This is a genomic window from Streptomyces nodosus (assembly GCF_008704995.1).
Taxonomy (GTDB): Bacteria; Actinomycetota; Actinomycetes; order Streptomycetales; family Streptomycetaceae; genus Streptomyces; species Streptomyces nodosus.
In genome coordinates this window covers 1074988-1100131 of sequence record NZ_CP023747.1, presented here as the reverse complement: position 1 = coordinate 1100131, position 25144 = coordinate 1074988, and the positions used below count along the sequence as shown (strand labels likewise).

The window sequence follows — 25144 nt, the reverse complement described above, 5'->3', positions numbered from 1 at the left end:
TGAGCCGGCCTGCGTGGTAAATGAAAACCGTTTCCAGCTGTAGATTCGTGATGTCGACGGACAGCCGAGAGACGGAAGAGGTGTCGCGGGGTATGGGTGTGAGCATGGGAACCGCCAGGGCGTGGGTGGAACGCTGGGAACGGCAGCAGGAGCGGTACGCGGTGGACCGTGAGGAGCGGTTCACCGTGATCGCGGACGTCGTCGAGCACATCACGGCCGGCCGTTCCCGGCCGCACCTGCTCGACCTGGGCTGTGGCCCCGGCTCCCTGGCGGCCAGGCTCGCCGACCGCATTCCGTCCGCGGAGATCGTCGCCGCCGACATGGACCCCCTGCTGCTGGAGTTGGGGCGGACCCATCACGCCGACGCCGCCCGCTATGTCGACACCGTCATCGGTGAGGAGGGCTGGGCCGACGCCCTCCGGCTGGAACGCCCCCTGGACGCCGCCGTCTCCACGACCGCCCTGCACTATCTGTCCGAACCGGTGCTGCTGCGCACCTACCGCTGTCTCGCCGGACTGCTGCGCCCCGGCGGCGTCCTGGTCAACGGCGACCACTTCCCGCCGGACGGAGCACCGTCCGCGGACCTCACCGCGTATGTGGGCCGCCGACGGGCGGAGCGGACCGGCGGCCACGCCCACGAGGACTGGCGGTCCTGGTGGGACGCGGCGGCCCGGGACCCGGAACTGGCCGATCTGTTCCATGAGCGTGAGCGGCGTCTGGCGGCCCTCGGTGGAAGCGGCTGCGACGGCCATCTGGCCGCGGGCCGCCACGCCGAGTTGCTGCGCCGGGCGGGGTTCGGCCATGTCACACCGGTCTGGCAGTTCGGCGACAGTGCCGTGCTGGTGGCGGTCAAGGGGGACGCGCCTGGAGCAACTGCCGTCGGACGGCCATGACTTCACACGGCGGGGCAGGGCTTCACGGGGGCTTCACAGGGTCAGGGTCATCATGATGTCGTCACGATCGTCGCCGGGCGCCACCCGCAGCGCCCCCGGCCACCGGCCGACCTCGGTCCAGCCGGCCTTGCGGTAGAAGTCCTCGAGGCCCAGACCGCTTCTCGCGCTGAGCTGCAGTCGTTCCAGGCCCATCTCCTCGCGTGCGACGACCGTGGTGTGCCGCATCAGCGCGGCGCCGATGCCCAGGCCCCGGAAGCGGAGGTGTGTCTGGACGTGGTTCACCACCCCGCAGTGCGCCACCAGGGGATGCTGCTCGCGGCGCAGCAACAGCCAGCCCGCCAGCGCGCCGTCGACGGTCGCCAGCAGGAGCCTGCTCCGCTGCGGGGAAAGACCCCGCACGATCCGTTCCATCGCCGGTTCGAGCACCGGAGCGGTCACCGGAGGCAGGGGGCAGTCCATGGGGACCACCGCCCCACCGTCGTTGATGACCGCCGTCCAGCAGTCGGTGAGTTCCCGCCTGATGGCCGCTGTGGCGTCCTGGGCCCGGCTGATCTGTGTGATCGCCGGCGCGTGCACTGCTTCATGCGCTGTCACACCCGGCAGCCTGCCAGCCGGCCGGAAGGCCCGGCCCATCCGGCCCCCTCACGTGGGGCCGGAGGGCCGACGCGGATGCCCGGATCGTCCTGTTACCGTGAATACGCCACACGAGGGACATACCTCGCGCGACGGAAGAAATCAACGCAAATGCGGGCGTCAACAGGCGAAGGGGTCGGCTCAAAGTGAAGGCTGCACGCTACTACGACCGGGGTGACATCCGTGTCGAGGACATCCAGGAACCCACGGTCCAGCCGGGCACGGTGGGCATCGACGTCGCGTACTGCGGTATATGCGGCACCGACCTGCACGAGTACCTCGACGGACCGATCTTCGTCCCGCCGGCCGGCCATCCGCACCCCGTCTCGGGCGAGTCCGCCCCGGTGACGCTGGGCCACGAGATGTCCGGTGTCGTGTACGCGGTGGGCGAGGGCGTCGAGGACCTGAAGCCGGGTGACCGCGTCGTCGTCGAGCCCTACATCCTGCGCCCCGAGGTCGACACCGGCGAGAACAACCCGACCTACCATCTCTCACCCGACATGAACTTCATCGGGCTGGGCGGCCGCGGCGGCGGTCTCGCGGAGAAGATCGTCGTCGAGCGCCGTTGGGTGCACCCGGTCGGGGACGTCCCGCTGGACCAGGCGGCCCTCATCGAGCCGCTGTCGGTGGGCTATCACGCGTTCCAGCGCTCGGGAGCGAAGGCCGGCGACTTCGCCCTCGTCGGCGGCGCCGGCCCCATCGGACTGCTCACCTGCGCGGTGCTCAAGGCGATGGGCGTCGAGGTCGCGGTCTCCGAACTCAGCTCGCTGCGCCGGCAGAAGGCCCTGGACACCAAGGTCGCCGACCATGTCATCGACCCCTCCGTCACCGATGTCGCCGCAGAGGTCCGGCGTCTGACCGGCGGCAAGGGCGCGGACGTCGCGTTCGAGGCCACCTCCGTCAATGTCGTCCTCGACACCCTGTTCGACGCCGTGAAGCCGGGCGGTGTCATCACGGTCATCTCCATCTGGGGCAAGCCGGCGTCCATCGACATGCAGAAGCTCGTCCTCAAGGAGGTCGACCTGCGCGGCACGATCGCCTACGTCAACTCCCACCCGGGGACCATCAAGCTGGTGCAGGAGGGCCGCGTCGACCTGGCGCCGTTCATCACCAGGACCATCGGCCTGGACGACCTCGTCAGCGACGGCTTCGAGACCCTGATCCACCACAACGAGACGGCCGTCAAGATCCTGGTGGACCCCCGCCTCTGAGCACCCGGTCGGCCCCGGCGGCCAGCCGACCGCACGGCGTGGCGGTCCGGCGCCCCGGCTCCTCCGGGGCGCGCCGGGCCCTCCCGGGCGGATGCCGTCTCAACCCTCCTGCCGGAACCGGGCGATCCATTCCGAGGTGGCCCCCAGCCCGCCGAACGTGTAGAAGTGCACCTTCACCACACCGTGGCGCCCGGCGTCGTAGCCATCGGCCAGGGCGCGCAGAAACCGGTCGGGGCCGGCCGTACCCATCAGGTTGGTGAGGGAGAATCCGTACTTCCGGGCGATGGCGGCACTGGTGCCGACGCCGAAGCGGGCCGCGTACGTCGTGAGCCGCCTGACCCCGGCCGGCCCGGGCACCCCGATACGGATCGGCAGGTCCATGCCTCGCGCGCGGGTCTCCTCCACCCAGGCGAGCACGGGGTCGACGTCGAAGCCGAACTGTGTGATGACGTCACCGGCCAACAGCTCTTTCCCCAGCGCCGCGTGCTTGTCCGTCAGTGCGGACCACAGCACGGGGCCCGTGATGGCCGGGTGGCCCTCCGGGTAGCCGCTGATCCCGGCATGACGCACCCCGTGGTGCCGCAGCAGTCCGGTGCGGATGACGGCCAGCGCGTCCTCGTACGGTCCCTCGGCGCGGGCGGGGTCGCCGCCGACGACGAACACGTTCTCCGCGGTGCCGTCGGCCTTCAGCCCGGCCAGGAACTGCTCCAGCTCGCCCCGGGACTTCAGGCGCCGGGCGGAGATGTGCGGTACGGGTACGAAGCCGAGCCGCTTGACCGCGCGGGCGGCGGCCAGGCGCATCGGCAGATCCTCGTTGCCGAGGAAGGTGATGTTGATACGGGTGCCCGGAGGGATCGTGGGGTGGGCCTCCTCGAGTCCCGCTATGTCCTTGGCCGTCATCTCGAGGGAGAAGTCGTCCAGCAGCGATGTGCCCACCGCTGCCGGAACCGTGGATCCGGCGTTCATGATGCTTCGTGCGGTCGGGCGGGAGCCGTGGGCCCGGTCGATGCCGTCCTGGAGGCGGGAAGGCGTGGCTGTCATACGGCTCTCTTTCACGATCGTCCACGGAAACGATCCGATACTAGGACGATTCAGTGACGCTCCTGGCGCCGAGGGTCGGCGTCCGAGCGGGAGCCGTCGGCCCGACGACCCTGCTCGTCGGCCGAAGGAGCCGGAGGAAGGCCGACGGGTCAGGCAGAGGGGGCGGTCCACGGGGCGATCACGCGGGCACGCCTGCGGCGGTCGGGCAGACCTGGTCGATCAGGGCGAGGGCGGTGGGCGCCGGTCACTCCAGGCAGCCGGTGAGACGCTCATAGCTGTGCCGGGCCTCCGCCAGGAACGACTCGGCGGCAGTCGGGCCCTCGCAGCCCGTCACCCGCCAGTGATGACCGGGGTCGAGCCGGTGCAGGACGGTGGCCAAGGTGTCCGCGTCGGCGTGCCAGGCGGGCAGCGCGCCCGGGGCGGTGAAGGCGGCGAAGTTCGGGTCGTGCGCGGGTACGCACAGCACCTCGGCCCGTGGGCTCCCGTCCACCAGGGCATGGACCAGGGCGACCGGACGAGCCCGGACGGACTGTCCCGGCAGCGCGGGCTCCTCCATCAAGAGCAGAACGGCGGTCGGCTCACCGTCGTCGGTGAGGGTGTCGTCCACCCGGCCCGCGCCGACCGGGTATCCGGTCACCCGGATCGATCCGACGCTCACCAGGTCGTACCCGTCCGATCCGTCCTGCGGGGCGAACGGCGAACCGGCCGTCGCCGTCACCGCCACCGTGACCTCCATCGCCGACACCTCCCATGAGCCGTTCGTCAGGGAGAGGCCATCAGCACGGTCGGTGCTCCGGTCGTGCGGTTGCGGCGAGCCTCATCGCCACCCCCTCCATTGTCCTCTCGGCCGGCCCGGAGACAACCCGGCAGGGGAGGGGCGCTGCGGAGCGACGGTCCTACCCGGAGGGGGTCCGTCGCCGCGGCCGGTGGAAGACCGCCGAGGCCGTGCGCCGGCGCAGCGACTCGACCACATCGGCCTGCTCATGGGCCCGGTGCAGCAGCTCCTCGAGCCGGGCCTCGTCCAGTTCCGCCCTGTCCTGGGCCACCTCCCGCAGCGTCCGCCACAGCAGCGTCTTGCCCTCGATCCCGAGCCGCAGCGTCTCCAGTTCGATGACCGTGCTCAGGCCCGGCCTCCGGATCACGCGCCCATTGAGTTTGAGCAGGCGGGCGGTGACGGCGAGGCGTCCGGCGTACACCTTGTGGTGGCGTGCGGGGACGCCGAGGGCGTCCATCAGGCCGAGAAGCGTCCGCCGGTCCTCCGCGATCCCGTCGGCCACCCGGCGCAGTTCGCCTCCGTAGGGCGAGGAACGGTGGTGCTCGGCCAGGCGGTGCGAGAGGAGCTGTCCGGCGGTGGAACCGGCCAGATGGTCGTTGAGATAGATCCCGAGAGCATCGCACTGCATGGCGGCTTCCCCTGTGTGGTGTTCGATCCCGGAGGGACGGGTGACGAGCGCACGCTCGGGGACGACCTCTGCCACGCTTCTCGCCGGGTTCCGTGCGACCGGGGACTCCGCCGACGGCCGGGAGTGGTCTGCCCGCCCGATCGACCCGCTGGGGGCACGGGCGACCACCCTCGGCCGAGGAACGGAGACTCGGAGAACGATGCTCGCCGACGTCAGCGGATGCGACGCGTCTTCACGCCGTCGGCCTCGAAGTCGTAGATGTTCTGGTTGATCCGCAGACCGTCGACGGCGCCGATCCACATGTGGTCGCGGCCCTTGCTCACGGCGGCGCTGAAGATGACCGGCTGCGGGCCGCCGTCGTTGAGCGAGGCCTTCAGCTGGGCGAAGGTGCAGCGGGCGGCCTGGGTGCAGGCGGTCTCGCCGCCCGAGAGGAACCAGAAGCCGGTCCGGGTGGCGTCGATGTAGGGGCTCCAGCGGTCCGTCACCGGGGCGGCGTCCGGCACCCACACCATCGAGGTGTAGTGGTCGGTCGGATGAGCAGCCACATTCGGGTCGATCTCGAACCTGATGTTCGGCATGTTTTCCGGACCGCCGTAGGTGATGTTCTCGTTGGTCTGGAACACATGGAACCCGACCTGCTGCAGACCGAGCACCCGATCGCCGAAGAAGTCGACCTCATTGCCGAAGTCGACGCTCTCGCTGGGGGGAGCGAGGGTGGTGGCGTTGTCCGCCACCTCGATCCCCAGGCTGCCCGTGCCGAACGGCGGTCTGGCGGAGGGGCCCGTGACGCCGAACGAACCGAACGGGCCGTTCCTCAGGGCCGCGACGGGGGAGCCGATCGTGTTGCGGGTGATCACGCCCCAGTGGTCCGAGTGGCTTCCGTCCGCGGCGACGGCGGCGGACGCCGGGACGGTCGAGGACACGATCGCGGCCAGTACCGCGGCGGCCAGTGCTCTTCCCCGGCTCATGCTGAAACGAACGTTCACACTCACTCCTGCCGATGGGTCGAAGGTGGGTTGTCCGTCGGTTCGGGCCGACGCGACGCACGTCACCGTAGCTGACGCTCGGTAGCGGCACTGGGTGCGACATACTTCGCAAATTGGGGAAATATGGACCCCTGTCATGGGGTTTGAGCTGCTGATGTCACCGTCCGTGATGTGCTCGCGGTCATGGCGCCGTTCCCTGGGAACCCTTGGGGCGGGCCCGGCGCCTTCCTCGGCGCCTCACAGGGGCAGGGTGATCCAGATGCTCTTGCCGCCCCCGTCGGCGTCGCCGCGGACGACGGCGGTTCCGCCCAGGAACAGGGTGAGTTCGACGACCGTGGCCAGCCCGCCCCCGGTGTTCCCGGTGCCCGCCGCGTACAGGGGCGGCTGATAGGGGTGGCGGTCATGGACGGCGAAGGCGAAGGTGTCCTTGCCCGCGGCGTAGATGACGGTCACGTTCCCGGACACGGCGGCGGCGTGCCGGACGCTGTTGGTGACCAGCTCCGAAAGGATCAGCAGCGCGGGGTCCACGCTCGGATGACGGCGGGCGATCCCCCACTCCGTCAGCACCATCTCCGCCGTCTCCCGCGCCAGTCGTACGGCCGATCCCACGGTGGGCATGGTCAGTACATGGCGCAGCGGCAGCGCTTCCAGCCGGGGCGTCACCAGAAGGCCCCCGCCCCCGGCGCCTCGGTCGTCGGACGCCGGGCGGGGAGCACGGTCATCGGGCGGCCTGCCGTGTCTGACGGGGGATCAGCAGCCCGGCGTGCTCCAGATGCTTGCGAGCCCCGGCGATCGCCTCGGGGGTGGTCTCGTACTCCCGTCCTTCCAGACGCAGTCGATCCAGCACCTGGACGGAGTCCAGCACCTGGCGCTGGCCGGGCCGGATCCCGGAGATCATCACCACGATGCCGCGCCGGTTCAGCTTCTCGATCGCGTCCTTGAGGACCAGGGCACCGGTGGCGTCCATGGTGGTCACCCGGGACATCCGCAGGATCACCACCCGGACGCCGGAGACCTCGGACAGCTCCAGCAGAAAGCGGTGTGCCGCGGCGAAGAACAGCGGACCGTCTATCCGGTACGCCACGATGTGCTCCGCGAGCAGCGCGTGTTCCTCGTCGCTGTGCTCGCCGGGCAGATCGGGGCGGAAGTCGACCTGGTCGAGACGGGCCTGGCGGGCCACCGCCCGCAGCGCCAGCGCCCCGGCCACGATCAGTCCGATGAGCACCGCGTACACCAGGTCGAGCGCCAGGGTGGCGGCGGCGGTGAGGACCAGCACGACCGCGTCGTTACGGGTCGCGCGCGTCATGGCGCGCAGGGAGCCGACCTCGACCATGCGCACGGCGGTCGCGATGAGCACCCCGGCGAGCGCGGCGAGCGGGATCTTCGACACCAGCGGGGCGGCGGCGAACACGATCACCGCCAGGATCGCCGCATGGGTGAGGGCGGCCAGCCGGGAGGAGGCGCCGCTGCGGACGTTGACCGCGGTACGGGCGATGGCGCCGGTCGCCGGCACACCGCCGAACAGCGGTGCGGCGATGTTCGCCAGGCCCTGGCCGAAGAGTTCCTTGTTGGGGTCGTGCTTCTGTCCGACCGTCATGCCGTCGGCGACCTGTGCGGACAGCAGGGACTCCAGCGCGGCCAGCGCGGCGACCGCGACGGCCGGCAGCAGCAGGGTCTCCAGCGCCGACAGGTCGAGGAAGCCGAGGGAGGGAGCGGACAGTCCCGAGGGCAGATCACCGATCGGCGCGGCGGCGTCCAGATGGAAGAGCTGCGCGACGAGGGTGGCGGCGATCACCGCGAGGATCGAGAACGGCACGGCCGGCCGCCACCGTGCCCCCACCAGCATCACCGCCGCCACCGAGGCGGCCAGTGCGACGGCGGTCCAGTTCGGTGCCTTCGCGAACGCCTCGACGGCGCGCCAGGTCACCACGAGGACCTTGTCGCCCTCCGGCTTGGCGACACCGAGCGCGCCCGGGACCTGCTGGAGGCCGATCACCAGCGCGATGCCGAGGGTGAAGCCCTCCACCACCGACGCGGGAACATAGGCCATATAGCGGCCCAGCCCCGCCACGGCCATGCCGAGCAGCAGCACACCGGCGATCAGACCGACCGTCAGGACACCGCCGGCGCCGTGCTGGGCGACGATCGGCACCAGCACGACGGTCATCGCCCCGGTCGGACCGGAGACCTGAAGATTCGACCCGCCGAAGACGGCGGCCAGGGCTCCCGCCACGACCGCGGTGGCAAGTCCCGCCTCGGCGCCCAGGCCGGAGGACACCCCGAAGCCGAGGGCCAGCGGCAGCGCGACGATCGCCACGGTCAGGCCGGACAGCAGGTCGCGGCGGGGATCGCGGCGTACCACCGCGAGGTCGGCACGCGAGGGCAGCAGGGAACGGACCTGGGCGGCGCCCCGGGTCACAAGAGTGCTCACCGGTTCGGGACCTCGGCCTTCTTCAGCTCGGCCAGCAACTCGCTCTGCCCGGCCAGCATCTCGGTCAGGATCCTTCGGGCGGCGCGCATCAGCTCCGCCACATCCCCGCCCGCGAGTTCATAGACCACGGTGGACCCCTCGCGGACGGAGGTCACGATCCCGGAGCGGCGCAGCACCGCGAGCTGCTGGGACAGGGCGGCGGGCTCGATCTCTATCTCGGCGAGCAGATCGCGCACCGGCATCGGCCCGTCCTGCAGCAGTTCCAGGATGCGGATCCGCACGGGATGTCCGAGCATCCGGAAGAACTCCGCCTTGGCTTGGTACAGCGGGACCGGCACTGCCGTGTCTCCTCCTGGTCGGGGGTTGCTTGGGTGCACGCGGTCGTGCGGTGCCGGGAGGAGGGCGCCCTGGCCGCGTCGCGGCGGCGCCGGCGCGGCCGGTGCCTGCCGTCTGCGTGGGGTCGCGCTCGGTGAGGACGGCGCGACCAGGTATCCATGATGTAGGAAATTGCAGAATTTTGCAATTGTGCAAGGTTGCACGACCGGGCGGGCGGTCACCGGCCCCGCGCGATCGGTGGTCGCCGTGCCGTGGCGCGCATGGCTCCCTCATGACGGGACGTCAGAAGGGCTCCCCCATTCGGTGTGTTGTGACTGACGCCGCGCCAGTCGCTTCGTTATGTCCCTTTTATTGCCTTTATATGGATCTCGATACGGCTGACGCTGCGCAGCCTGACGCGAATCGAGATCGAAGAGGAGAGTGAACAAAGATGACGACGTCGCCAAGATGGCGGGTTGCGCTGGCATCGGCGGCATCAGCTGCCGCACTCATCGCCGGCCCGCTGATGGGGGCGCAGACTGCCTCTGCGCACCCGGGCCCGTATCCGCCGCCGCCCCCGAGTCTGTCTCTCAGTCGGACCGTGGTGCCGGCCGGCTGCTCGGTCGGCTTCATCGGCAGGGGATTCACCAGACATCAGCGGGTCACCGCGGAACTGCGGTCCCGCACGATCGTTCTGGGCCACTTCCGGGCCAACCGCGAGGGCAGGGTGACCGGGTCCGTCACCATCCCGAGGCGGGAGCGCCCCGGCTGGCACACCTTCAGACTCACCGCCCGCAGCCCCTTCCGGAGCGTCTCCACCCGTATCCGGGTGGTGCGGCACGGATCCTGCCGGCACGACAGGCACCACCACCGCTGGCACGACGGGCGGGGTCACCACCACTACGACAGGCTCGCGGCCACGGGCAGCGAGCGGACCCTGGCCGTGGGCGGAGCCGCCGCCGGCCTGATCGCGGTCGGCGGAGGCACCATGCTGGCCGTACGCCGTCGCCGCAACGCGTAACACCGCGGGCACCCGCCCCCAGAGACTCGGCGTCCCGGCCCCGGCCGGGACGCCGTCCGCGTGCGGGGCCGCACGCGACGCCCGGTCCGCGCGGAACCGGCCCGCGCGGAACCGGCCCGCCCCCGGCGCGCGCCTCGCCTCGCCGGGGAACGCGACCGGGCGACTGGAGGAAAATGGAGGCCGGGCCGTCCCTGGGATTGGGTGGCTTGCCCTTCGAGACCGCCGAACTCCGGCTGCCCGAGGGGAGCCGGCTGGTCCTCTGTGCCGACGGGCTCATCGTGGGTCGCGACCGGGACATCGGCGTCGGCCTGGAGCTGCTGCGCGAGGCACTGGCCCGGCCCGTCCGCACACCGGAGGAGACCTGCCGGGCGGTGCTCGAGGCCCTGCCCCCTCCTGTGCGGGCGACGGCATCGCCCTGCTGGTCGCGCGCACCCGCGTTCTCGCTCCCGGGCAGACGGCCGACTGGGACGTGCCCCGCGAGGCCGAGGCCGTCCGCCGGGTCCGTCTGCTGCGCGACCGCACCCTGATCTGCGAGGTCTCAGACGGCAGCAGTGGTCCGACGCGGAGTGGTGACCCCGCGCGTCAGGCCGTGACCGTCGGGCACCGGCATCCCGCTTCCCCGCGGTGGAAATGGGATCCCCCTCACCCCGAAAATACCCCCGGGGGTACTCGTGCTACCGTCGACGACATACCCCCGGGGGTAATCAATCGGTGGAAAGGAGTGCCCGGCATGTTCTTCGTCGACACCATCGAGGTGACAGGACTCGGCAACCGCGGCTATCTGGCCGGCGGTGCCCGCACGGCGGTGGCGGTCGACCCGCCCCGTGACATGGACCGGATGATCGAGGCGGCCACCCGGCGCGGGGTGCGGATCTCCCATGTCGTCGAGACCCACCTCCACAACGACTACGTCACCGGGGGCCTGGAGCTCGCCCGGATCACCGGCGCCGCCTATCTGGTGCCGGCCGCGGCCACGGTCGCCTTCGAGCGGATACCCGTGCGGGACGGCGACACCACCGTCGTGGACGCCGACGCGGGTGTCTCTCTGCGGGCGATGGCCACGCCGGGGCACACCCCGCACCACACCTCCTATGTGCTGGAGGAGAACGGGACGGCGGTGGCGGTGTTCACCGGCGGTTCGCTGCTGATCGGCACGGTCGGCCGCCCGGATCTCGTCGAGCCGCGCCTGACCGAGCGCCTGGCCCGCGCCCAGCATGCCTCCGCCCATCGACTGGTCGCCGAACTGCCCGACGAGACACCGGTGTTGCCCACCCACGGCTTCGGCAGCTTCTGCTCCGCCGGCCGGGCCGAGGGCGGTGAGACGACGATCGGCAAGGAGAAGGCGGCCAACGAGGCCCTCACGCTGGACGCGGACGCGTTCGTCGCCGCCCTGCTGGCCGGCCTCGACGACATCCCCGCCTACTACGCCCACATGGGGCCCGCCAATGCCGTCGGCCCCGCACCGGTCGACCTCACCCCGCCCGCGCCGGCCGACGCCGAAGAGATCGCCGCACGGCTCGAGCAGGGGGAGTGGGTGGTGGACCTGCGCAACCGGGTCGCCTTCGCCGCCGGGCATGTGGCGGGATCGTTCAACTTCGAGGCCGAGGGACAACTCGCCACCTATCTGGCCTGGTTGATCCCCTGGGGCAAGCCGGTGACGCTGCTCGCGGAGTCCGCCGGGCAACTGGCCGCCGCCCAGCGCGAACTGGTCAGGGTCGGCATCGACCGCCCCGCCGCCGCGGCCACCGGCGACCCCTCCGGCTGGGTCCGCCGGGGCGAGGAGACGCGCTCCTTCCCCCGCGCCGTCTTCGCCGACCTCGCCGTGCGACGCGAGGCCGGGGACATCGTCGTCCTCGATGTCCGCCGTACCTCGGAGCGGGCCGAGGGACACATCGCGGGCTCGGTCCACATCCCGCTGCACACCCTGCACCGCAGGCTGGACGAGATCCCCGGCGGACCGGTGTGGGTGCACTGCGCCGGCGGTATGCGCGCCGCGATCGCCGCCTCCCTGCTGGACGCGGCGGGCCGGGACGTCGTCGTGGTGGACGACGCCTACGACAACGCGGTGCGGGCCGGACTCACCGGCCGGACGGCCTGAGGCACCGGATGCCCCAGCGGCCGGGGCGTGGCACGCCCGCAACGAGCCGGCCGCGCACCCGGAACGAAGCGATGAGGAGCATCAAGGCGATGAGCCGGTTCACGACTGGCCCGGACGAGGCACGGGACGGCAGCGGCGGCATACGGCACCAGGCGTGGAGCGGACGGCCCGCGGCGGATCGGCGCGGCAGGGACGGCGCGGCCGTATGAGCGTTCTGCTGATCGCCCTGGCCGCCGGGGCCGTCATCGGTCTCGCCCTGGGCGCACTCGGGGGCGGGGGCAGCGTACTGGCCGTGCCCGCCCTGATCTATCTGCTCGGCTTCACCCCGGTCGCGGCCGGCACCGCGAGCCTGGTCATCGTGACCGTCACCTCGGCCACCGCGCTGACCGCACACGCCCGGGAGGGCCGGGTCCGCTGGCGCACCGGACTGCTGTTCGCGGCGGCGGGCATCGGTCCGGCCCTGCTCGGCGGTGCCGTCGCAGGGCGGCTGCCGCAGGCGGTGCTGACCACGGCCTTCGCGGTGACGGCGGCGCTGGCCGCGCTTCGGATGCTGCGTCCCCGTCCGGACGAGGCGTCCGGCCCCGTCCGGCCGCTCCGTGCGGCCGGGGCCGGCGCGGGCCTCGGAGCCCTGACCGGGGTCCTGGGCGTCGGCGGCGGCTTTCTGGCCGTACCGGCCCTGGTGGGAGTGGTCCGCCTGGGGATGAGGGAGGCGGTGGGCACCAGTCTGCTGGTCATCACCGTCAACTCCCTGGCCGCGCTGATGATGCGCACCGGCACCGCCGACGGACCGGACTGGGCCGTCATCGCCCCGTTCGCCGGGGCGGCGATCCTCGGTGCCTGGGACGGCAGACGCCTGGCGGCCAAGGTGTCCGGCCCCGCCCTCCGGCGGATCTTCGCCCTGATGCTGCTGGGAGTGGCCGCCTTCATGCTGATCGACGCCGCACTCCGATGACCGCCGTGCACGTTCTCCGCTCCACCGTCCCCCCGCTCCCTACCCCCAGCGGCACCGAACGTCCCGGTCCGGGACACAGTCGACGATCAAGGATCACCCAGCCATGAGCATTCCCGTCACCCCCGTCACCCTCGGCATCGACCAGGCCCGGAGCCGGTTGCACGAGCTGACCGTCATCGATGTGCGCACCCCCGGTGAGTACGCCTCGGGTCATCTGCCCGGTGCTCTCAACATCCCCCTGGACTCCCTGCGGAGCGCGCTGCCCGAGATCCGTGCCGCGGCCGGACGCGCCGATGTCCTCGTCGTATGTGCTTCCGGCAACCGCTCCCGGAACGCCTGCGCACTCCTGGCCGAGCACGGCACGGCCGCCGCCACCCTCGTCGGCGGCACCAAGGCCTGGGCCGCCGCGGGACATGACCTCCAGCGGCCCGCCGCCTGCGCCCCCCGGTCCGGCTGGAGCATGGAACGCCAGGTCCGCCTCACCGCGGGCACCCTGGTCCTGACCGGTCTGGCACTGGGTCAGGCCGTCCATCCGGCCTTCCTGCTGATCTCTGCGGGCGTCGCGGGCGGTCTGGTGTTCTCGGCGCTCACCGACACCTGCGGAATGGCGGCCCTGCTCGCCAGGCTGCCCCACAACCGGCCGCGTACGACCGACCTCACCGCCACGCTGGCGGCGCTCCGCACACGCTGAGACGACGGGCCTTCGGCGCGGTGCGCGCCGAAGGCCCGTCGTCCTTGTGCCGGAGCCGTCAGGGAACCAGCTTGACGGGCAGCCTCTCGAGTCCCCGGAACGCGGGGAACGGGACCTTGAGCCATTCGGCCTCGGACGCCTCGGAGGCCAGCTCGATCTTCGGGAACTTCTGGAAGAGCGTGGTCAGCGCCGTGCGCATCTCCATGCGCGTCAGCGGCGCACCGAGGCAGTAGTGCGGCCCGCTGCCGAAGCCCAGATGCGTGCTCTGCAGACCCTGCCGACGCACATCGAAGCTGTCGGGGCAGGAGAACTTCTCCGGATCCCGGTTCGCCGAGGAGAGCGCGATCTGCACCAGGGAGCCCTTGGGAATGAGCGTGCCCCTGATGGTGATGTCCTCCAGGGCGTGCCGGAACGTGCCGTTCTCCACCGACCCCTCGAAGCGGAGGACCTCCTCGATCGCGTTCGGCAGAAGGGCCGGGTCCGCCAGGATCTCCTCCAGTTGATCGCGGTGGTTCAACAGGGTGAAGACGGCGTTGCCGATGAGGTACGCGGTCGTCTTGTGGCCGGCGAAGAGCAGCACCCACAGGGTCGACAGAAGTTCGCCGTCGGTCAGGGCCCCTTGCTCGTCCTGCGTCCGGATCAGATCGCTGAGAAGGTCGTCGGAGGCGTTCTTGTGCTTCCGTACGATGAGGCCGGCGAAATAGTCCCGCAGCGTTCCCTCGGCCTGTGCCAGTTTCTCCTTGTCGGCTTTGCTGAATCCGGTGCGCGCGACGGTGGCGCACCATTGCTGGACCTCCTCGCGCTCGTCCTCGGGAATTCCGATGAGCTCGCAGATCACGACGAGGGGGAGCGGGAAGGCGAACGACGACAGCAGGTCGATGGGTGCGTCGGTGGGACAGCGCTCCAGCAGTTCATCGGTGACCTGCTGAATGCGGGGATGCAGCGACTCGATACGGCGCGGACTGAAGGCGCTGTTGACGATGCGGCGCAGCCGGGTGTGCTTGGGCGGGTCCGAGAAGAGCATGTTGTCGTCGAGCGCGACGGACGAGTCACCGAAAATGGTGTGGTACGCGTCCATCGCCGCGTACATGTCCTTGCTGATGCGCGGATCCGTCAGGGCGGCCTTGGCGTCGTCGTACCGGGTGATCAGATAGGTGTCCACGCCGTGCGGGGGAGACAGCCGGCACACCGGGGCGGACTCGCGCAGCCGCGCGTACACCGGATAGGGATTGGCGCGATACTCCGCCGCACCGCGCGAGGCCGCCGAGACCGCGTCCGCTGTCGAGTCCGTCATATCTCGTTCGTCGAGCTGAGTCATCGTCCCGGCCTTTCTCCGTGGTGCTCCCGCCCCGGCAACGGGACAGCAGGTATATGAGGTTCGATCCACCAGTCCCCGGCAACTTCCCCCGGGTAAACGCGATTAGCCCGATCGCACCTGCCGTGGGATTTCGACGGCTGTCCAGGCCCATGGGTGGGTACGCGGTGAGGCGGATCATCCGCTGTTCAGGTGATCGCTGCATATCGGCTCGCCCCGCATGGCAAAAGAAATGCGAGCGAGCCACGGAATTCCTCGGCCACCGCGCTGCGGAGACGCTGACCCCGGAGGAGAAAAACGCGATGAACGATCGCGGCAACGAGTATGTGCCCGTCCTGGTCGTGGGGGGCTCACTCGTGGGCCTGTCCGCATCTGTTTTCCTCGGGCGCCTGGGCATCCAGCACTGCGTCGTCGAGCGTCATACCGCCACGTCGTCGCATCCGCGCGGGCGCGGCAACAACATGCGGACGATGGAACTGTTCCGGACCGCCGGCCTCGAGCCGGGGATCCGGAAGGCGGCGGAGACGCTGTCGAAGAACAACGGAATCCTTCAGGTGGACACCCTGCACAGCGGGAACCGGCGATGGCTCTCGGGGCGGATCACGGGCAGGGCGCCGGAGGCCGACGTGTGCTCGGCGAGGCGGTGCGCGTGCAGCCAGAACGATCTGGAACCCGTACTGCTGCAAGGCGCCCGCGACCTGGGCGGAGATGTGCGCTTCCGCACGGAACTGCTGTCCTTCACCCAGGACGCCGACGGGGTGCGGGCCGTTCTGCAGGACCGGGACTCCGGCGAGACATACACGATGAGCACCGACTATCTGCTCGCCGCCGACGGCCCCCGCAGCCCGGTGCGTGAGCGGCTCGGGATCGAACACTCGGGTTCGGGAGATCTTTTCCACAACGTCAGCGTCACCTTCCGCAGCAAGTTCCTGCGCGAGGTCGCGGGGGACGACCCGTTCATCGTCTGCTATGTCACCGACCCCACCGGCGAAGGTGTGCTGCTGCCCGTGGACAACGAGGACCAATGGGTCTTCCATGTGCCCTGGTTCCCCGCGCGCGGGCAGACGCTGGACTACTTCACCGACGACCGGATCGCCGAGCACATCCGGGCGGCGGCCGGGGTGCGCAATCTGGACGTGGAGATCACCGGGAAGGCGACCTGGCATGCGGCGGACCGCGTGGCCAACAGCTACCGGGACGGGCGCGTGTTCCTCATCGGTGACTCCGCCCACGAGATGCCGCCGACCGGGGCGTTCGGATCCAACACCGGTATCCAGGACGCGCACAACCTCGCCTGGAAGGTCGCCGCGGTCCTCCGTGGCTGGGCGGGCCCGGCGCTTCTTGACAGCTATGAGTCCGAGCGCCGGCCGGTGGCACAGGCCACCAGCGCGCGAGCGACCCTTCAGGCGGCTCGTGAGCAGCACCCCGGCTACTCCGTCAGGACGGAGTCGAACGACCCCTCGGACGATCTGATGACCGTGGCGCTGGGCTATCGCTATGACTCGCGGGCGGTGGTGGGCGCACCGGCGGAGGATTCCGTCATCCCGGACGTCCTGTGCCTGAACGGCGAGCCCGGAAGCCGTGCACCGCACCTCTGGGCCGGCCACAAGGGGGCGACCGTCTCCACGATCGACCTGTTCGAGCGCTCCTTCGTGCTGCTCTGCGGCGGGCCGGACTGGCGCACCGCCGCCCGCACCGTGGCCGCGCGGCTCAACGTACCGCTGGACGCCTACTCCATCGGCGACGGAGCGGAGTACGACCTGGACACCGGTGGCGCCGCGGACTGGTGCTCGGCGTACGGCACGAAACCGGAGGGCGCGGTGCTGGTACGGCCGGACGGCTTTGTGGCCTGGCGGGCCGAGGGCGAGACGGCGGACAGGGAGAAGGAACTGACCGATGTCCTCCTCCAGGTTCTCGGGCGCTGAACGCACCACGGCCCGGAACCGTGCCTCGCAAGCCCGGCTTCTCCGGCGTGACCACAGGAATGGGACCTGTCCATGACATCAGTGCAGACGGCCACCGGCACAGCCCCCGTGGCCGCCACCGGAAACAGCGGGTCGGCGGAGACGGAGGAGCGTGACGCGCGCCGGGCGCGGGTGGACGTACACCACCATTACACCGCGCCGGAATGGCTCGACTGGGCGGAGAAGCACGAGGTCGTCCATCGTCGGAGCCTGCCGCCGTGGACCCGGTGGGACCTCGACACGGCGCTCACGATGATGGACTGGGCCGGTATCCGGACCAGCGTGTTCACCGTGGCGATGCTGGGCCGCCCGCAGGAACCGAAGGTGCGCAGGGAGAGCGCCCGGGTCGCCCTGCAAGCGGCCGGTGACCTGGTGAAGAGCCATCCCGATCGCTTCGCGTTCTACGCCCCGGTCTTCCTCGACAGCCCGGACCTGTCGCTGTGGTCGCTCACCCATGGGATGGACGACCTCGGGGCCGTCGGCGCCAGTGTGCGGACCAGCGTCAAGGGGGTCTATCTCGGCCACCCCGACCAGAATGTGATTCTGGCGGAGCTGAACGAACGCTCGGCCGTGGTCAGTGTGCATCCGATGGACGTCCCCCAAGGGGGTGCGGGGCTGGAGGGCGTGCCGCCGTTCCTGTGCGACTTCCTGCTGGACACCACGCGCGCCGCGCTCAGTCTCATCATCAACGGCACCTTGGACCGCTACCCGGACCTGACCTTCATCCTGCCGCACGGGGGCGGGTTCCTGCCCTATATCGCCACCCGCGCGGAGGTGTTCAGCGACCAGCTGACGCCCAAGGTGGAGGGCGCCCGGGTCCGTGACTACCTCCATCGCTTCTACTACGACACGGCCGGCCCCATGTCCCCCTCGTCCACCCCCAGTCTGCTGGCCGCCGCGGGTTCCTCCCGGATCCTCTACGGCAGCGACTGGCCCCCCACCCCGGCCCATCTGGTCACGGGGGTCACCGCACCCGCGCTCGACAACGACCCCGCCCTCGACGAGGAGCAGCGTCGGCTCATCAACCGCGACAACGCCCATCGTCTTCTTCCGGCACTCACCGGCGGCCGTCGACCGTAGGACGTGCGGAGGACGGGAGCGGCGAGCGAGGCGTACCGCTGTCGGGCGGCCGTACACCGGCCGCCCGACAGCGGTTTTCGCCGTTCGGGCGTCAGGATCCGTCTCAGGCGGGGGTGTTGCGCAGCTCCGTCAGGGAGTCCGCGGTCAGCGGCCGAGGGGAGTGCTCCGGGTCGACCAGGACGACCGTGCAGGAGGCCGCGTGGGTGAGGGCCGTGGTGAAACTGCCGTCGGCGAACTGGGCGAGGGGCCCACGCGGGGAGCGTCCGACGGCGACGGTACGGGCGTTGACGTCGGCGGCGTGCCGGGCCAGCGCCCGGCCGGCGGCGGCGTGGTCGCCGACGCTGGTGAGGATCTGACCGGTGGCGGCGATGCCCAGACCGGCGAGCCGGTCCAGATGGGCGGTGACGGCCGCGCGGGCCTGCTCGGTGCCCTCGGTGTCGACGGCCTGTTCCTCGACGACGACGGTCTCCTGGACATGGACCACCTCCAGCGGACCGCCGGCGTCACGGGCCAGCCGGGCCGCGGTGTCCACGACGGCGGCGGCCCCCTTCATGGGATCCGACGGCGACGACGACCGGGGCGCCGCCGCCGTCGGCCCGGGCGCCCACCGGGGTGAGGGTGGGGGTGACCGGCTGCCCCTCGCCGGAGTGCGCCTCGGCCTTGTGGAGCAGCCGGTGACCGCTCGCCAGCACCGGGATGGCGATGACGAAGGTGGCCGCGCCCAGATAGAAGGGGGCGCTGAGATCGGTCGCGTCGGCGAGCTTGCCGGCGGCGTAGGGGGCCAGTCCGCCGCCGATGAAGCGGACGAAGCCGTAGGCGGAGGAGGCCACCGGACGCTCGACCGGGGACACCAGCATCACGGCCTGGGTGGTGAGGGTGTTGTTGATGCCGATGAAGGCGCCGCTGACGACGACCGCCACGATCACCACGGTCGGTGTGGAGACGCCCGTGGCGATGACGGCCATCACGATGCCGAGGCCGAGCAGATTGGCGTACAGGACGGGGGCGGTTCCGAAACGGGTCTGCAGCCGCGGGGCGACGAAGACGCTGAAGAGCGCGACCAGCAGTCCCCAGCCGGTGAAGACCAGTCCGAGCTGATGGGCGTCCAGCTTCATGGGGTACGGGGCGTAGCCCAGCATGGTGAAGAAGCCCCAGTTGTACAGCAGGGCCATGATGCCCATGGTCAGCAGCCCGCGGTGGCGCAGCGCCTTGAGCGGCGCGAGCGGTGAGGTGGGGTGTTCGGGCTTCGGCAGTGAGGGGACGAAGACGACGGTGGCGGCCAGGGCGATGGCCATCAGCACGGCGACGCCGAAGAACGGACCGCGCCAGCTGATGGAGCCCAACTCGCCGCCGAGCAGCGGTCCGACGGCGATGCCGAGGCCGAGGGCGGTCTCGTACAGGATGATCGCTCCGCCGAAGCCGCCGCTGGCCGAGGCCACGATGACGGCCAGCGAGGTGGCGATGAACAGCGCGTTGCCCAGGCCCCATCCGGCGCGGAAACCGACGATGCCGTCGATGGAGCCCGAGGTGCCTGCCAGGGCGGCGAAGACCACGATAATCGCCAGGCCTATGACCAGGGTGCGCTTGGCACCGAAACGGCTGGAGAACCAGCCGACGATCAGCATCGCCACCGCGGTCACGATCAGATAGCTGCTGAACAGCAGCGAGACCTGGCTGGGCGAGGCGTGCAGGCTCTCGGCCAGGGCGGGCAGGATCGGGTCGACCAGCCCGATGCCCATGAACGAGATGACGCAGGCGAACGCCACGGCCCAGACGGCCTTGGGCTGCTTGAACGGACTCGCAGCCTTCCCGTGCGATGCACTCATATGCGGTTCTCTTTCGAACGTCGTGTGAAATTTTCGGGTGTCGTGAAGCGGGGGCAGGTCAGGGAGCGGGGGCAGGTCAGAGAGGGGGAGCGGGTCAGGGAGGGGGAGCAGGTCAGGAACGGGCCTGACGGTCCTGGATGGCGCGGGCCAGTGCCGGAAGCGCGACCATGACCGCCTCCTGCTCCGGCCCGGTCAGCTCCTGGACCAGCTCACGCAGGGCGCGCGCATGGTCGGCGCGCCGTAGGCGGAACAGCTCCCGGCCGGCGTCGGTGACTTCCACCAGCACCCCCCGGCCGTCGCTGCTGTCCGCCACGCGCCGGACCAGACCGCTGCGCTCCATGCGGGTGACCAGCTGGGTCATATTGGGCTGGGAGACGCGTTCGGCCCGGGCCAGTTCGGTCAGTCGGTGCGCACCCTCGCGGCTGAGCCGGCTCAACGCGGCGGAGGCGCCGACGCTCAGACCGCCGGCGGTGGTGCTGTGGCGCACATAGCGGACCAGCTGCTCCACGGCCATGTGCAGGGCGTCGGGCGAGTTCTCCGGCGCCGCGGAGTCCATAACCTGCTTATGCATAGGCTCATTATGCATCTAGATGTATTGTGAAACAATATGCCTGGTCGGGGACGGTGCTCAGCCCTCTGCGGGCGCACGGCACCGCAAAGGGCCGGGCCGCGCAGCAGCACTGCGCGGCCCGGCCTACTCGGTGCCGTGGGGGACGGGGATGCTCAGCGGGGGTACTTGGAGCCCCGGATCCCCACCATCCGCCAGATCCGGACTTCGCGAACCAGCCCGGGCATCTCCCTGATCAGCAGGGTCACCGCCGCGCCGCCCACGAGCAGCGCCTGGGCGATCAGCAGTCGCTTGGCCATGGCCGTCTCCGTACTCCTCGGTCGTCTCCGATTCCGTGCCCACTCGGGGCACGGCCGTGATCGCCGCCTCATCCCGGCGGCAGATTCGGCATGGTCCTGGTCAGCGCGTTGCGCTTCTTGGACTGGATTCCGGTCGAGCGGCGGGCGTCGGCCGTCCCGTCCTCGTGATGTCCGGGCTGACTTTTGTAGGGGCCCCTGTTGCCCTGGTGCAGTCCGGAAACGTGGCTGGGGGTGTCGGGACTCACGTCCGGCTTGCCCACGCGAATCGTGCCCATCGTCTCCTCCTTACCGGTCCTTCTCGGCCTGGTCGGTCCTGGTCGGTCCTTGGTCGTTCCTACGGTTGTTCGGTCAGCTCCGCGAAGAACCGGTCGATGGCGGGCCACACCTGGCTGCCCCCGGACAGGCCCCGCCACAGGGTCCGTACGAGCGCGACCATCCGGAAGCAGTCGTCGATCGGTGCGATCCAGTGGTGGTCCGCGGAGCGCGCGGTGTTCACCAGCAGGGCCTCCACCTCCGGTTCGAGGCCGGCGAGCGGCGGGCAGGCCGCCACGACCTCACGCCATGCCTCCGGGTCCGCCTCCCAGCGCATGGCCCCCGCGGGGCTCGGATAGTGGGCGGACACGGTGCCGTCCGTATGCCGGACGAAGAAGGCCAGGCCCACCGGAACGCCCAGCCCCCGGGTACCCACCGGAGGCAGGCGTACCCGCCGGAGGGGCACCAGCCGGTACCGTCCCTCGCTCGCCGCCTCCTTGACGAAGAGCAGCGAGCAGGGCCGGCAGGCGCACAGCACCTTCTCGTCGCCCATGTCGAGCAGATGCCGGTGGTCGGAGGGGACGTCCACGCCGCACAGATCGCAGCGCTCCACCTCCGTGCGCCGGTCGGCGGCGGAGCGGATGACGCGGGCCAGGGCGCCGGAGGTCATGAACGCTCCCCGGCGGACGCCGTACGCACGGTGAGCGTCTCCAGCGGTACGAAGGCGCTCCGCCGCTCCTCACCCCCCGGCGCCCGTTCGACGCCGGAGAGCTCGGGGGCCAGGGCGAGCACGGCCTCGCGGACCGCGTCCTCCAGTGCGGCCGAGGAGGAGCCGCACCCCTTGGCCGCCAGTCTCACCTGGGCCACCCCCTCCTCCACGCCCGCCAGTTCGACGTCCCCGCCCCGCTCGCGCACCGCGGGGCGCAGGCCGTCGACGGCGCGGGCCGCCCGGCGCTCGGGCGGTTCGGGGTGGATGCCGTGCAGCACCAGGAGGTGGCCGATGAGCTCGTCACCGGCCATCCGGTCGACCAGACGGGAGTCGGCGGCGTCCATGATCCGGGCCAGGGCCTCGCCGTAGACCGAGGCGAGCGCCTGCACCGCCTCGATCGCCGCGCCGGTCATCGGTCCCGGAGCGGCCTCGATCTGCTCGAGCAGCAGATCGAGGCGGGACAGCCGCTCGGCGACCGCCGGCTCGTCGAGCCGTCCGGGCTCAGGCATGAGCCGCTCCATAGGTGGGTGAGTGCAGCTTGCTCAGCGTGTTGCCCTGGCCGAGGTACATATGGACCCCGCAGGGCAGACAGGGGTCGAAGCTGCGGACGGTCCGCATGATGTCGACGCCCTTGAAGTCGTCGGGGCCGTTCTCCTCGAAGATCGGCTGGCCCTGGACCGCGTCCTCGTACGGTCCCGGGGTGCCGTACATGTCCCGGGGACTGCCGTTCCATGGCGTCGGCGGGTAGGGGTGGTAGTTGGCGATCTTGCTGTCCTTGATCACCAGGTGGTGGGAGAGCACCCCGCGCACCGCTTCGTGGAAGCCGCAGCCGATGCCCTCCTCCGGCACCTCGTAGTTCTCGAAGACCTTGGTCTCGCCCGCCCGGACGAACCCCATCGCCCGCTCCAGGAAGTAGAACGCCATGGCGGCGGCGTACGCCACGAAGTAGGGCCGGGCCCGGTCGCGCTCGAGGGTGTTGCTCCACTGGGGGATCTTCCACTCCAGCGTCATCTCCGGCAGCTTCTCGCTCTTGGGGAGTGAGATCCGCACGCTGTGCCCGGTGGCCTTGACATAGGGAGTGTCGACCAGCCCGTTGAGCGCCGTCGACCACAGACGGGCCAGGGGACCGCCGCCGGTGTCAAGCGCCAGATGCTCGGTGGTGTTCTTGTCGTACCAGCGGGGGCTCATCACCCAGCTGTAGTTGCCGTCGAAGTCGCGCTTCTGCGGCAGCGGGACCGTCGTCTGGTTCCACGGGTGGCGCATGTCGACCGGGTTGCCGAGCGGGTCATGGGTGACGAACGGCTGCTCATTGGTCCAGTCCTCGTAGTACGAACTGCCCAGCAGCACCCTGATGCCCAGATTGATGTCGACCAGGTCGTTGGTGACGAGCTTGCCGTCCACGATGATGCCGGGGGTGACGTACATCGCCTTGCCCCACTCGTTCATCGTCTCGTAGCGGTAGTCGCACACATCCGGGTTCTGCCAGGAGCCCCAGCAGCCGAGCAGGATGCGCCGACGGCCGACCTCCTCGTAGCCGGGCAGGGCCTCGTAGAAGAAGTCGAAGACGTCGTCGTTCATCACGACGGCCTTCTTGACGAAGTCGAGGACCCGCACCAGCCGGGACAGATAGTCGGTGAAGGTGGTCGGCTCCGGCATCGTGCCGACGCCGCCCGGGTACAGCGTGGACGGGTGCACATGGCGCCCCTCCATCAGACAGAACATCTCCCGGGTGATCCGGCTGACCTTGAGCGCCTCCTTGTACACCTCGCCCTCGAACGGGTTGAAGGCGCGCATCACATCGGCGATGGTCCGGTAGCCGTGGATGTGCCCGTTGCGGGCCTCGGTGCGCTCGGCCTTGGCCAGCACACCGGGGTTGGTGGCCTTGACCATGGCCTCGCAGAAGTCCACGAAGACCAGGTTGTCCTGGAAGATCGTGTGGTCGAAGATGTACTCGGCCGCCTCACCCAGGTTGACGATGGTCTCGGCCAGCATCGGGGGCTTGACGCCGTAGGCCATCTGCTGGGCGTAGTTGGAGCAGGTGGTGTGGTTGTCACCGCAGATTCCGCAGATGCGCGAGGTGATGAAGCCCGCGTCGCGCGGGTCCTTGCCCCTCATGAACACGGAGTAGCCCCGGAAGAGCGAGGATGTGCTGTGGCACTCCACCACCTCCCGGTTCGCGAAGTCGATCTTCGTGTAGATCCCGAGATTGCCGACGATCCGGGTGATCGGGTCCCAGGACATGTCCACGATCTGCTCGGGTTTGCGCTTGGCGCTCCGTGCCTCGGTTGCCGTCATGCCCGTGCTTCCTCGCTCTCGCTCGTCTTTTCTCGGGGTCGCCAGTGGGCGTCGTAGCCGCTGGTCAGCTCGGATTTGGCATGACGCCACCTGGGCTCGCGGTTGACGGCCATGTTGGTGATGCCGCGCAGCCGCCGGATCACGGCCCCATAGGGCCTGATCAGGGCGGACGAGAGGGTGGCACCCGTCGGCTCGTCCATGAAGGGCATGAAGGCGTCCGGGAAGCCGGGCATGGTGCAGCCGATGCAGATGCCCCCGACGTTCGGGCAGCCGCCCACGCCCGACATCCAGCCGCGCTTGGGCACGTTGCAGTTCACGACCGGGCCCCAGCAGCCCACCTTCACCTGGCACTTGGGGGAGTTGTAGTCCTTGGCGAAGTCCGCCTGCTCGTAGTACGCCGCACGGTCGCAGCCCTCGTGCACCGTCTTCCCGAACAGCCACTGCGGGCGCAGCATATGGTCCAGCGGGGGCGGCGGAGCCGACCCGGCCGCGTGATAGAGCACCCAGGTCAGGGTCTCCATGAAGTTCTCGGGCTGGATGGGACAGCCCGGCACGTTGACGATCGGCAGCCCGCCCTGCGACCGGTAGTCCCAGCCCAGATAGTCGGCCAGGCCCATGGAACCGGTCGGGTTGCCCGCCATCGCGTGGATCCCGCCGTAGGTGGCGCAGGTGCCGGCGGCCACCACGGCCCAGGCGCGGGGGGCGAGACGGTCGAGCCACCAGTTGAGGGTGAGCGGCTTGCCGGTCTCCAGGTCGTTGCCGAACGACGTCCAGTAGCCCTCCCCCTGGATGATGTTCTGATTGGGGATCGAGCCCTCGATGACCAGGATGAACGGCTCCAGGTCGCCGCGGGCCGCCGCACGGAAGGGCGCGAGGAAGTCCTCGCCGCCCATGGCGGGGGAGAGCACCTTGTTGTACAGATTCACCTTCGGCAGGCCCGGTACGAGACCGAGGACGATGTCCTCGATCGAGGGCTGCCCGGCGGCCGTCATCGAGACGGTGTCCCCGTCGCAGCTCATGCCCTCGGAGATCCACAGGACATGGATCTCGTCGAACCCGTGCCTCTGTTCTGCACCCCGGGGGTGCTGACGCGCCTTTGTGTCACCGTTTCTGACGGTCATGTGCTGGGCCTCCCTTGCAGTCGGTCCCGGAGTCGGTCGT

Annotated in this window: 25 protein-coding genes, 1 pseudogene and 1 riboswitch; of the genes and pseudogenes, 9 read left to right on the top strand and 17 right to left on the bottom strand. The window is 70.4% G+C overall.

Going from position 1 to position 25144, the window contains the following annotated elements:
• The first annotated feature begins 92 nt into the window (after nucleotides 1–92).
• Entirely contained in the window at nucleotides 93–893 is an 801-nt protein-coding gene (locus CP978_RS04910) for a class I SAM-dependent methyltransferase (RefSeq protein WP_043437841.1), read from the top strand.
• Between the two features lie 33 nt (nucleotides 894–926).
• Here CP978_RS04910 and CP978_RS04905 read toward each other — a convergent pair whose 3' ends face one another.
• Nucleotides 927–1487, bottom strand: a complete 561-nt coding sequence (locus CP978_RS04905; protein ID WP_043448174.1) for a GNAT family N-acetyltransferase — start codon at nucleotides 1485–1487, stop codon at nucleotides 927–929.
• A gap of 185 nt (nucleotides 1488–1672) precedes the next feature.
• Between CP978_RS04905 and CP978_RS04900 the strand changes: the two genes are divergently transcribed.
• Nucleotides 1673–2737, top strand: a complete 1065-nt coding sequence (locus CP978_RS04900) for a 2,3-butanediol dehydrogenase (protein ID WP_043437840.1) — start codon at nucleotides 1673–1675, stop codon at nucleotides 2735–2737.
• A gap of 99 nt (nucleotides 2738–2836) precedes the next feature.
• Here the strand turns inward: CP978_RS04900 and CP978_RS04895 are convergent, their stop codons facing one another.
• The 7 genes from CP978_RS04895 to CP978_RS04865 form a co-directional block, all read right to left on the bottom strand.
• Nucleotides 2837–3703, bottom strand: coding sequence for a methylenetetrahydrofolate reductase (locus tag CP978_RS04895; protein ID WP_052454527.1), 867 nt, complete (start codon nucleotides 3701–3703; stop codon nucleotides 2837–2839).
• 319 nt (nucleotides 3704–4022) lie between these two features.
• Nucleotides 4023–4514 (bottom strand): inorganic diphosphatase, encoded by a 492-nt coding sequence (locus CP978_RS04890; RefSeq protein WP_043437839.1) that lies wholly within the window; start codon nucleotides 4512–4514, stop codon nucleotides 4023–4025.
• Nucleotides 4515–4538: 24 nt separating this feature from the next.
• Nucleotides 4539–4612, bottom strand: a riboswitch (Fluoride riboswitch).
• A 62-nt stretch (nucleotides 4613–4674) separates the two neighbouring features.
• Complete coding sequence (locus CP978_RS04885; protein ID WP_227745319.1) at nucleotides 4675–5256, bottom strand: hypothetical protein; 582 nt, start codon at nucleotides 5254–5256, stop codon at nucleotides 4675–4677.
• A 137-nt stretch (nucleotides 5257–5393) separates the two neighbouring features.
• Nucleotides 5394–6149 (bottom strand): hypothetical protein, encoded by a 756-nt coding sequence (locus CP978_RS04880; protein WP_043437837.1) that lies wholly within the window; start codon nucleotides 6147–6149, stop codon nucleotides 5394–5396.
• A gap of 255 nt (nucleotides 6150–6404) precedes the next feature.
• Nucleotides 6405–6785, bottom strand: a complete 381-nt coding sequence (locus CP978_RS04875; protein WP_221501120.1) for an ATP-binding protein — start codon at nucleotides 6783–6785, stop codon at nucleotides 6405–6407.
• A gap of 100 nt (nucleotides 6786–6885) precedes the next feature.
• Nucleotides 6886–8598: a SulP family inorganic anion transporter gene (locus tag CP978_RS04870; protein WP_043437830.1), complete on the bottom strand. Its 1713-nt coding sequence runs from the start codon at nucleotides 8596–8598 to the stop codon at nucleotides 6886–6888.
• Complete coding sequence (locus tag CP978_RS04865; protein WP_043437827.1) at nucleotides 8595–8936, bottom strand: ArsR/SmtB family transcription factor; 342 nt, start codon at nucleotides 8934–8936, stop codon at nucleotides 8595–8597. The genes CP978_RS04870 and CP978_RS04865 overlap by 4 nt, the downstream gene beginning before the upstream one ends.
• A gap of 578 nt (nucleotides 8937–9514) precedes the next feature.
• On the opposite strand from CP978_RS04865, the gene CP978_RS35520 reads away from it, so the two are divergent.
• From CP978_RS35520 to CP978_RS04845, 5 genes are all read left to right on the top strand, one after another.
• The gene (locus CP978_RS35520; protein ID WP_052454021.1) at nucleotides 9515–9934 is read left to right on the top strand and encodes an LPXTG cell wall anchor domain-containing protein; all 420 of its coding nucleotides are present in this window, start codon (nucleotides 9515–9517) and stop codon (nucleotides 9932–9934) included.
• Nucleotides 9935–10140: 206 nt separating this feature from the next.
• Nucleotides 10141–10461 (top strand): SpoIIE family protein phosphatase, encoded by a 321-nt coding sequence (locus tag CP978_RS35515; protein ID WP_376697910.1) that lies wholly within the window; start codon nucleotides 10141–10143, stop codon nucleotides 10459–10461.
• 203 nt (nucleotides 10462–10664) lie between these two features.
• A complete protein-coding gene (locus CP978_RS04855; RefSeq protein ID WP_150478373.1) occupies nucleotides 10665–12032 on the top strand; it encodes an MBL fold metallo-hydrolase in 1368 nt (455 codons plus the stop codon).
• Between the two features lie 205 nt (nucleotides 12033–12237).
• Nucleotides 12238–12984 carry a sulfite exporter TauE/SafE family protein gene (locus CP978_RS04850; RefSeq protein ID WP_043437820.1) on the top strand — a complete coding sequence of 249 codons (747 nt, stop codon included), beginning with the start codon at nucleotides 12238–12240 and terminating at the stop codon, nucleotides 12982–12984.
• A 103-nt stretch (nucleotides 12985–13087) separates the two neighbouring features.
• A complete protein-coding gene (locus CP978_RS04845) occupies nucleotides 13088–13675 on the top strand; it encodes a rhodanese-like domain-containing protein (RefSeq protein WP_043437818.1) in 588 nt (195 codons plus the stop codon).
• A gap of 58 nt (nucleotides 13676–13733) precedes the next feature.
• Here CP978_RS04845 and CP978_RS04840 read toward each other — a convergent pair whose 3' ends face one another.
• Nucleotides 13734–14969 (bottom strand): cytochrome P450 family protein, encoded by a 1236-nt coding sequence (locus tag CP978_RS04840; RefSeq protein ID WP_043437816.1) that lies wholly within the window; start codon nucleotides 14967–14969, stop codon nucleotides 13734–13736.
• 323 nt (nucleotides 14970–15292) lie between these two features.
• On the opposite strand from CP978_RS04840, the gene CP978_RS04835 reads away from it, so the two are divergent.
• Complete coding sequence (locus CP978_RS04835; protein ID WP_043437815.1) at nucleotides 15293–16915, top strand: FAD-dependent oxidoreductase; 1623 nt, start codon at nucleotides 15293–15295, stop codon at nucleotides 16913–16915.
• Nucleotides 16916–16987: 72 nt separating this feature from the next.
• Nucleotides 16988–18034, top strand: coding sequence for an amidohydrolase family protein (locus CP978_RS04830; protein ID WP_079162008.1), 1047 nt, complete (start codon nucleotides 16988–16990; stop codon nucleotides 18032–18034).
• A gap of 103 nt (nucleotides 18035–18137) precedes the next feature.
• Here CP978_RS04830 and CP978_RS04825 read toward each other — a convergent pair.
• The 8 genes and pseudogenes from CP978_RS04825 to CP978_RS04795 all read right to left on the bottom strand — a co-directional run bounded on the left by CP978_RS04825 (nucleotide 18138) and on the right by CP978_RS04795 (nucleotide 25104).
• Nucleotides 18138–19860, bottom strand: a pseudogene (locus CP978_RS04825) (MFS transporter).
• A 112-nt stretch (nucleotides 19861–19972) separates the two neighbouring features.
• Complete coding sequence (locus CP978_RS04820; RefSeq protein WP_043437814.1) at nucleotides 19973–20431, bottom strand: MarR family winged helix-turn-helix transcriptional regulator; 459 nt, start codon at nucleotides 20429–20431, stop codon at nucleotides 19973–19975.
• Nucleotides 20432–20583: 152 nt separating this feature from the next.
• Complete coding sequence (locus CP978_RS34770) at nucleotides 20584–20727, bottom strand: hypothetical protein (protein WP_167748002.1); 144 nt, start codon at nucleotides 20725–20727, stop codon at nucleotides 20584–20586.
• Nucleotides 20728–20795: 68 nt separating this feature from the next.
• Nucleotides 20796–21002 carry a hypothetical protein gene (locus tag CP978_RS04815; RefSeq protein WP_043437813.1) on the bottom strand — a complete coding sequence of 69 codons (207 nt, stop codon included), beginning with the start codon at nucleotides 21000–21002 and terminating at the stop codon, nucleotides 20796–20798.
• Nucleotides 21003–21061: 59 nt separating this feature from the next.
• Nucleotides 21062–21649, bottom strand: coding sequence for a DUF5947 family protein (locus CP978_RS04810; RefSeq protein ID WP_043437811.1), 588 nt, complete (start codon nucleotides 21647–21649; stop codon nucleotides 21062–21064).
• On the bottom strand, nucleotides 21646–22197 hold the full coding sequence (locus CP978_RS04805) for a NifU family protein (protein WP_043437809.1): 552 nt from the start codon (nucleotides 22195–22197) through the stop codon (nucleotides 21646–21648). Before CP978_RS04805 ends, CP978_RS04810 begins: the two co-directional genes overlap by 4 nt.
• Nucleotides 22190–23983: a nickel-dependent hydrogenase large subunit gene (locus tag CP978_RS04800; RefSeq protein ID WP_043437807.1), complete on the bottom strand. Its 1794-nt coding sequence runs from the start codon at nucleotides 23981–23983 to the stop codon at nucleotides 22190–22192. The genes CP978_RS04805 and CP978_RS04800 overlap by 8 nt, the downstream gene beginning before the upstream one ends.
• Entirely contained in the window at nucleotides 23980–25104 is a 1125-nt protein-coding gene (locus CP978_RS04795) for an NADH-quinone oxidoreductase subunit B family protein (RefSeq protein WP_043437805.1), read from the bottom strand. The genes CP978_RS04800 and CP978_RS04795 overlap by 4 nt, the downstream gene beginning before the upstream one ends.
• Nucleotides 25105–25144 lie beyond the last annotated feature (40 nt).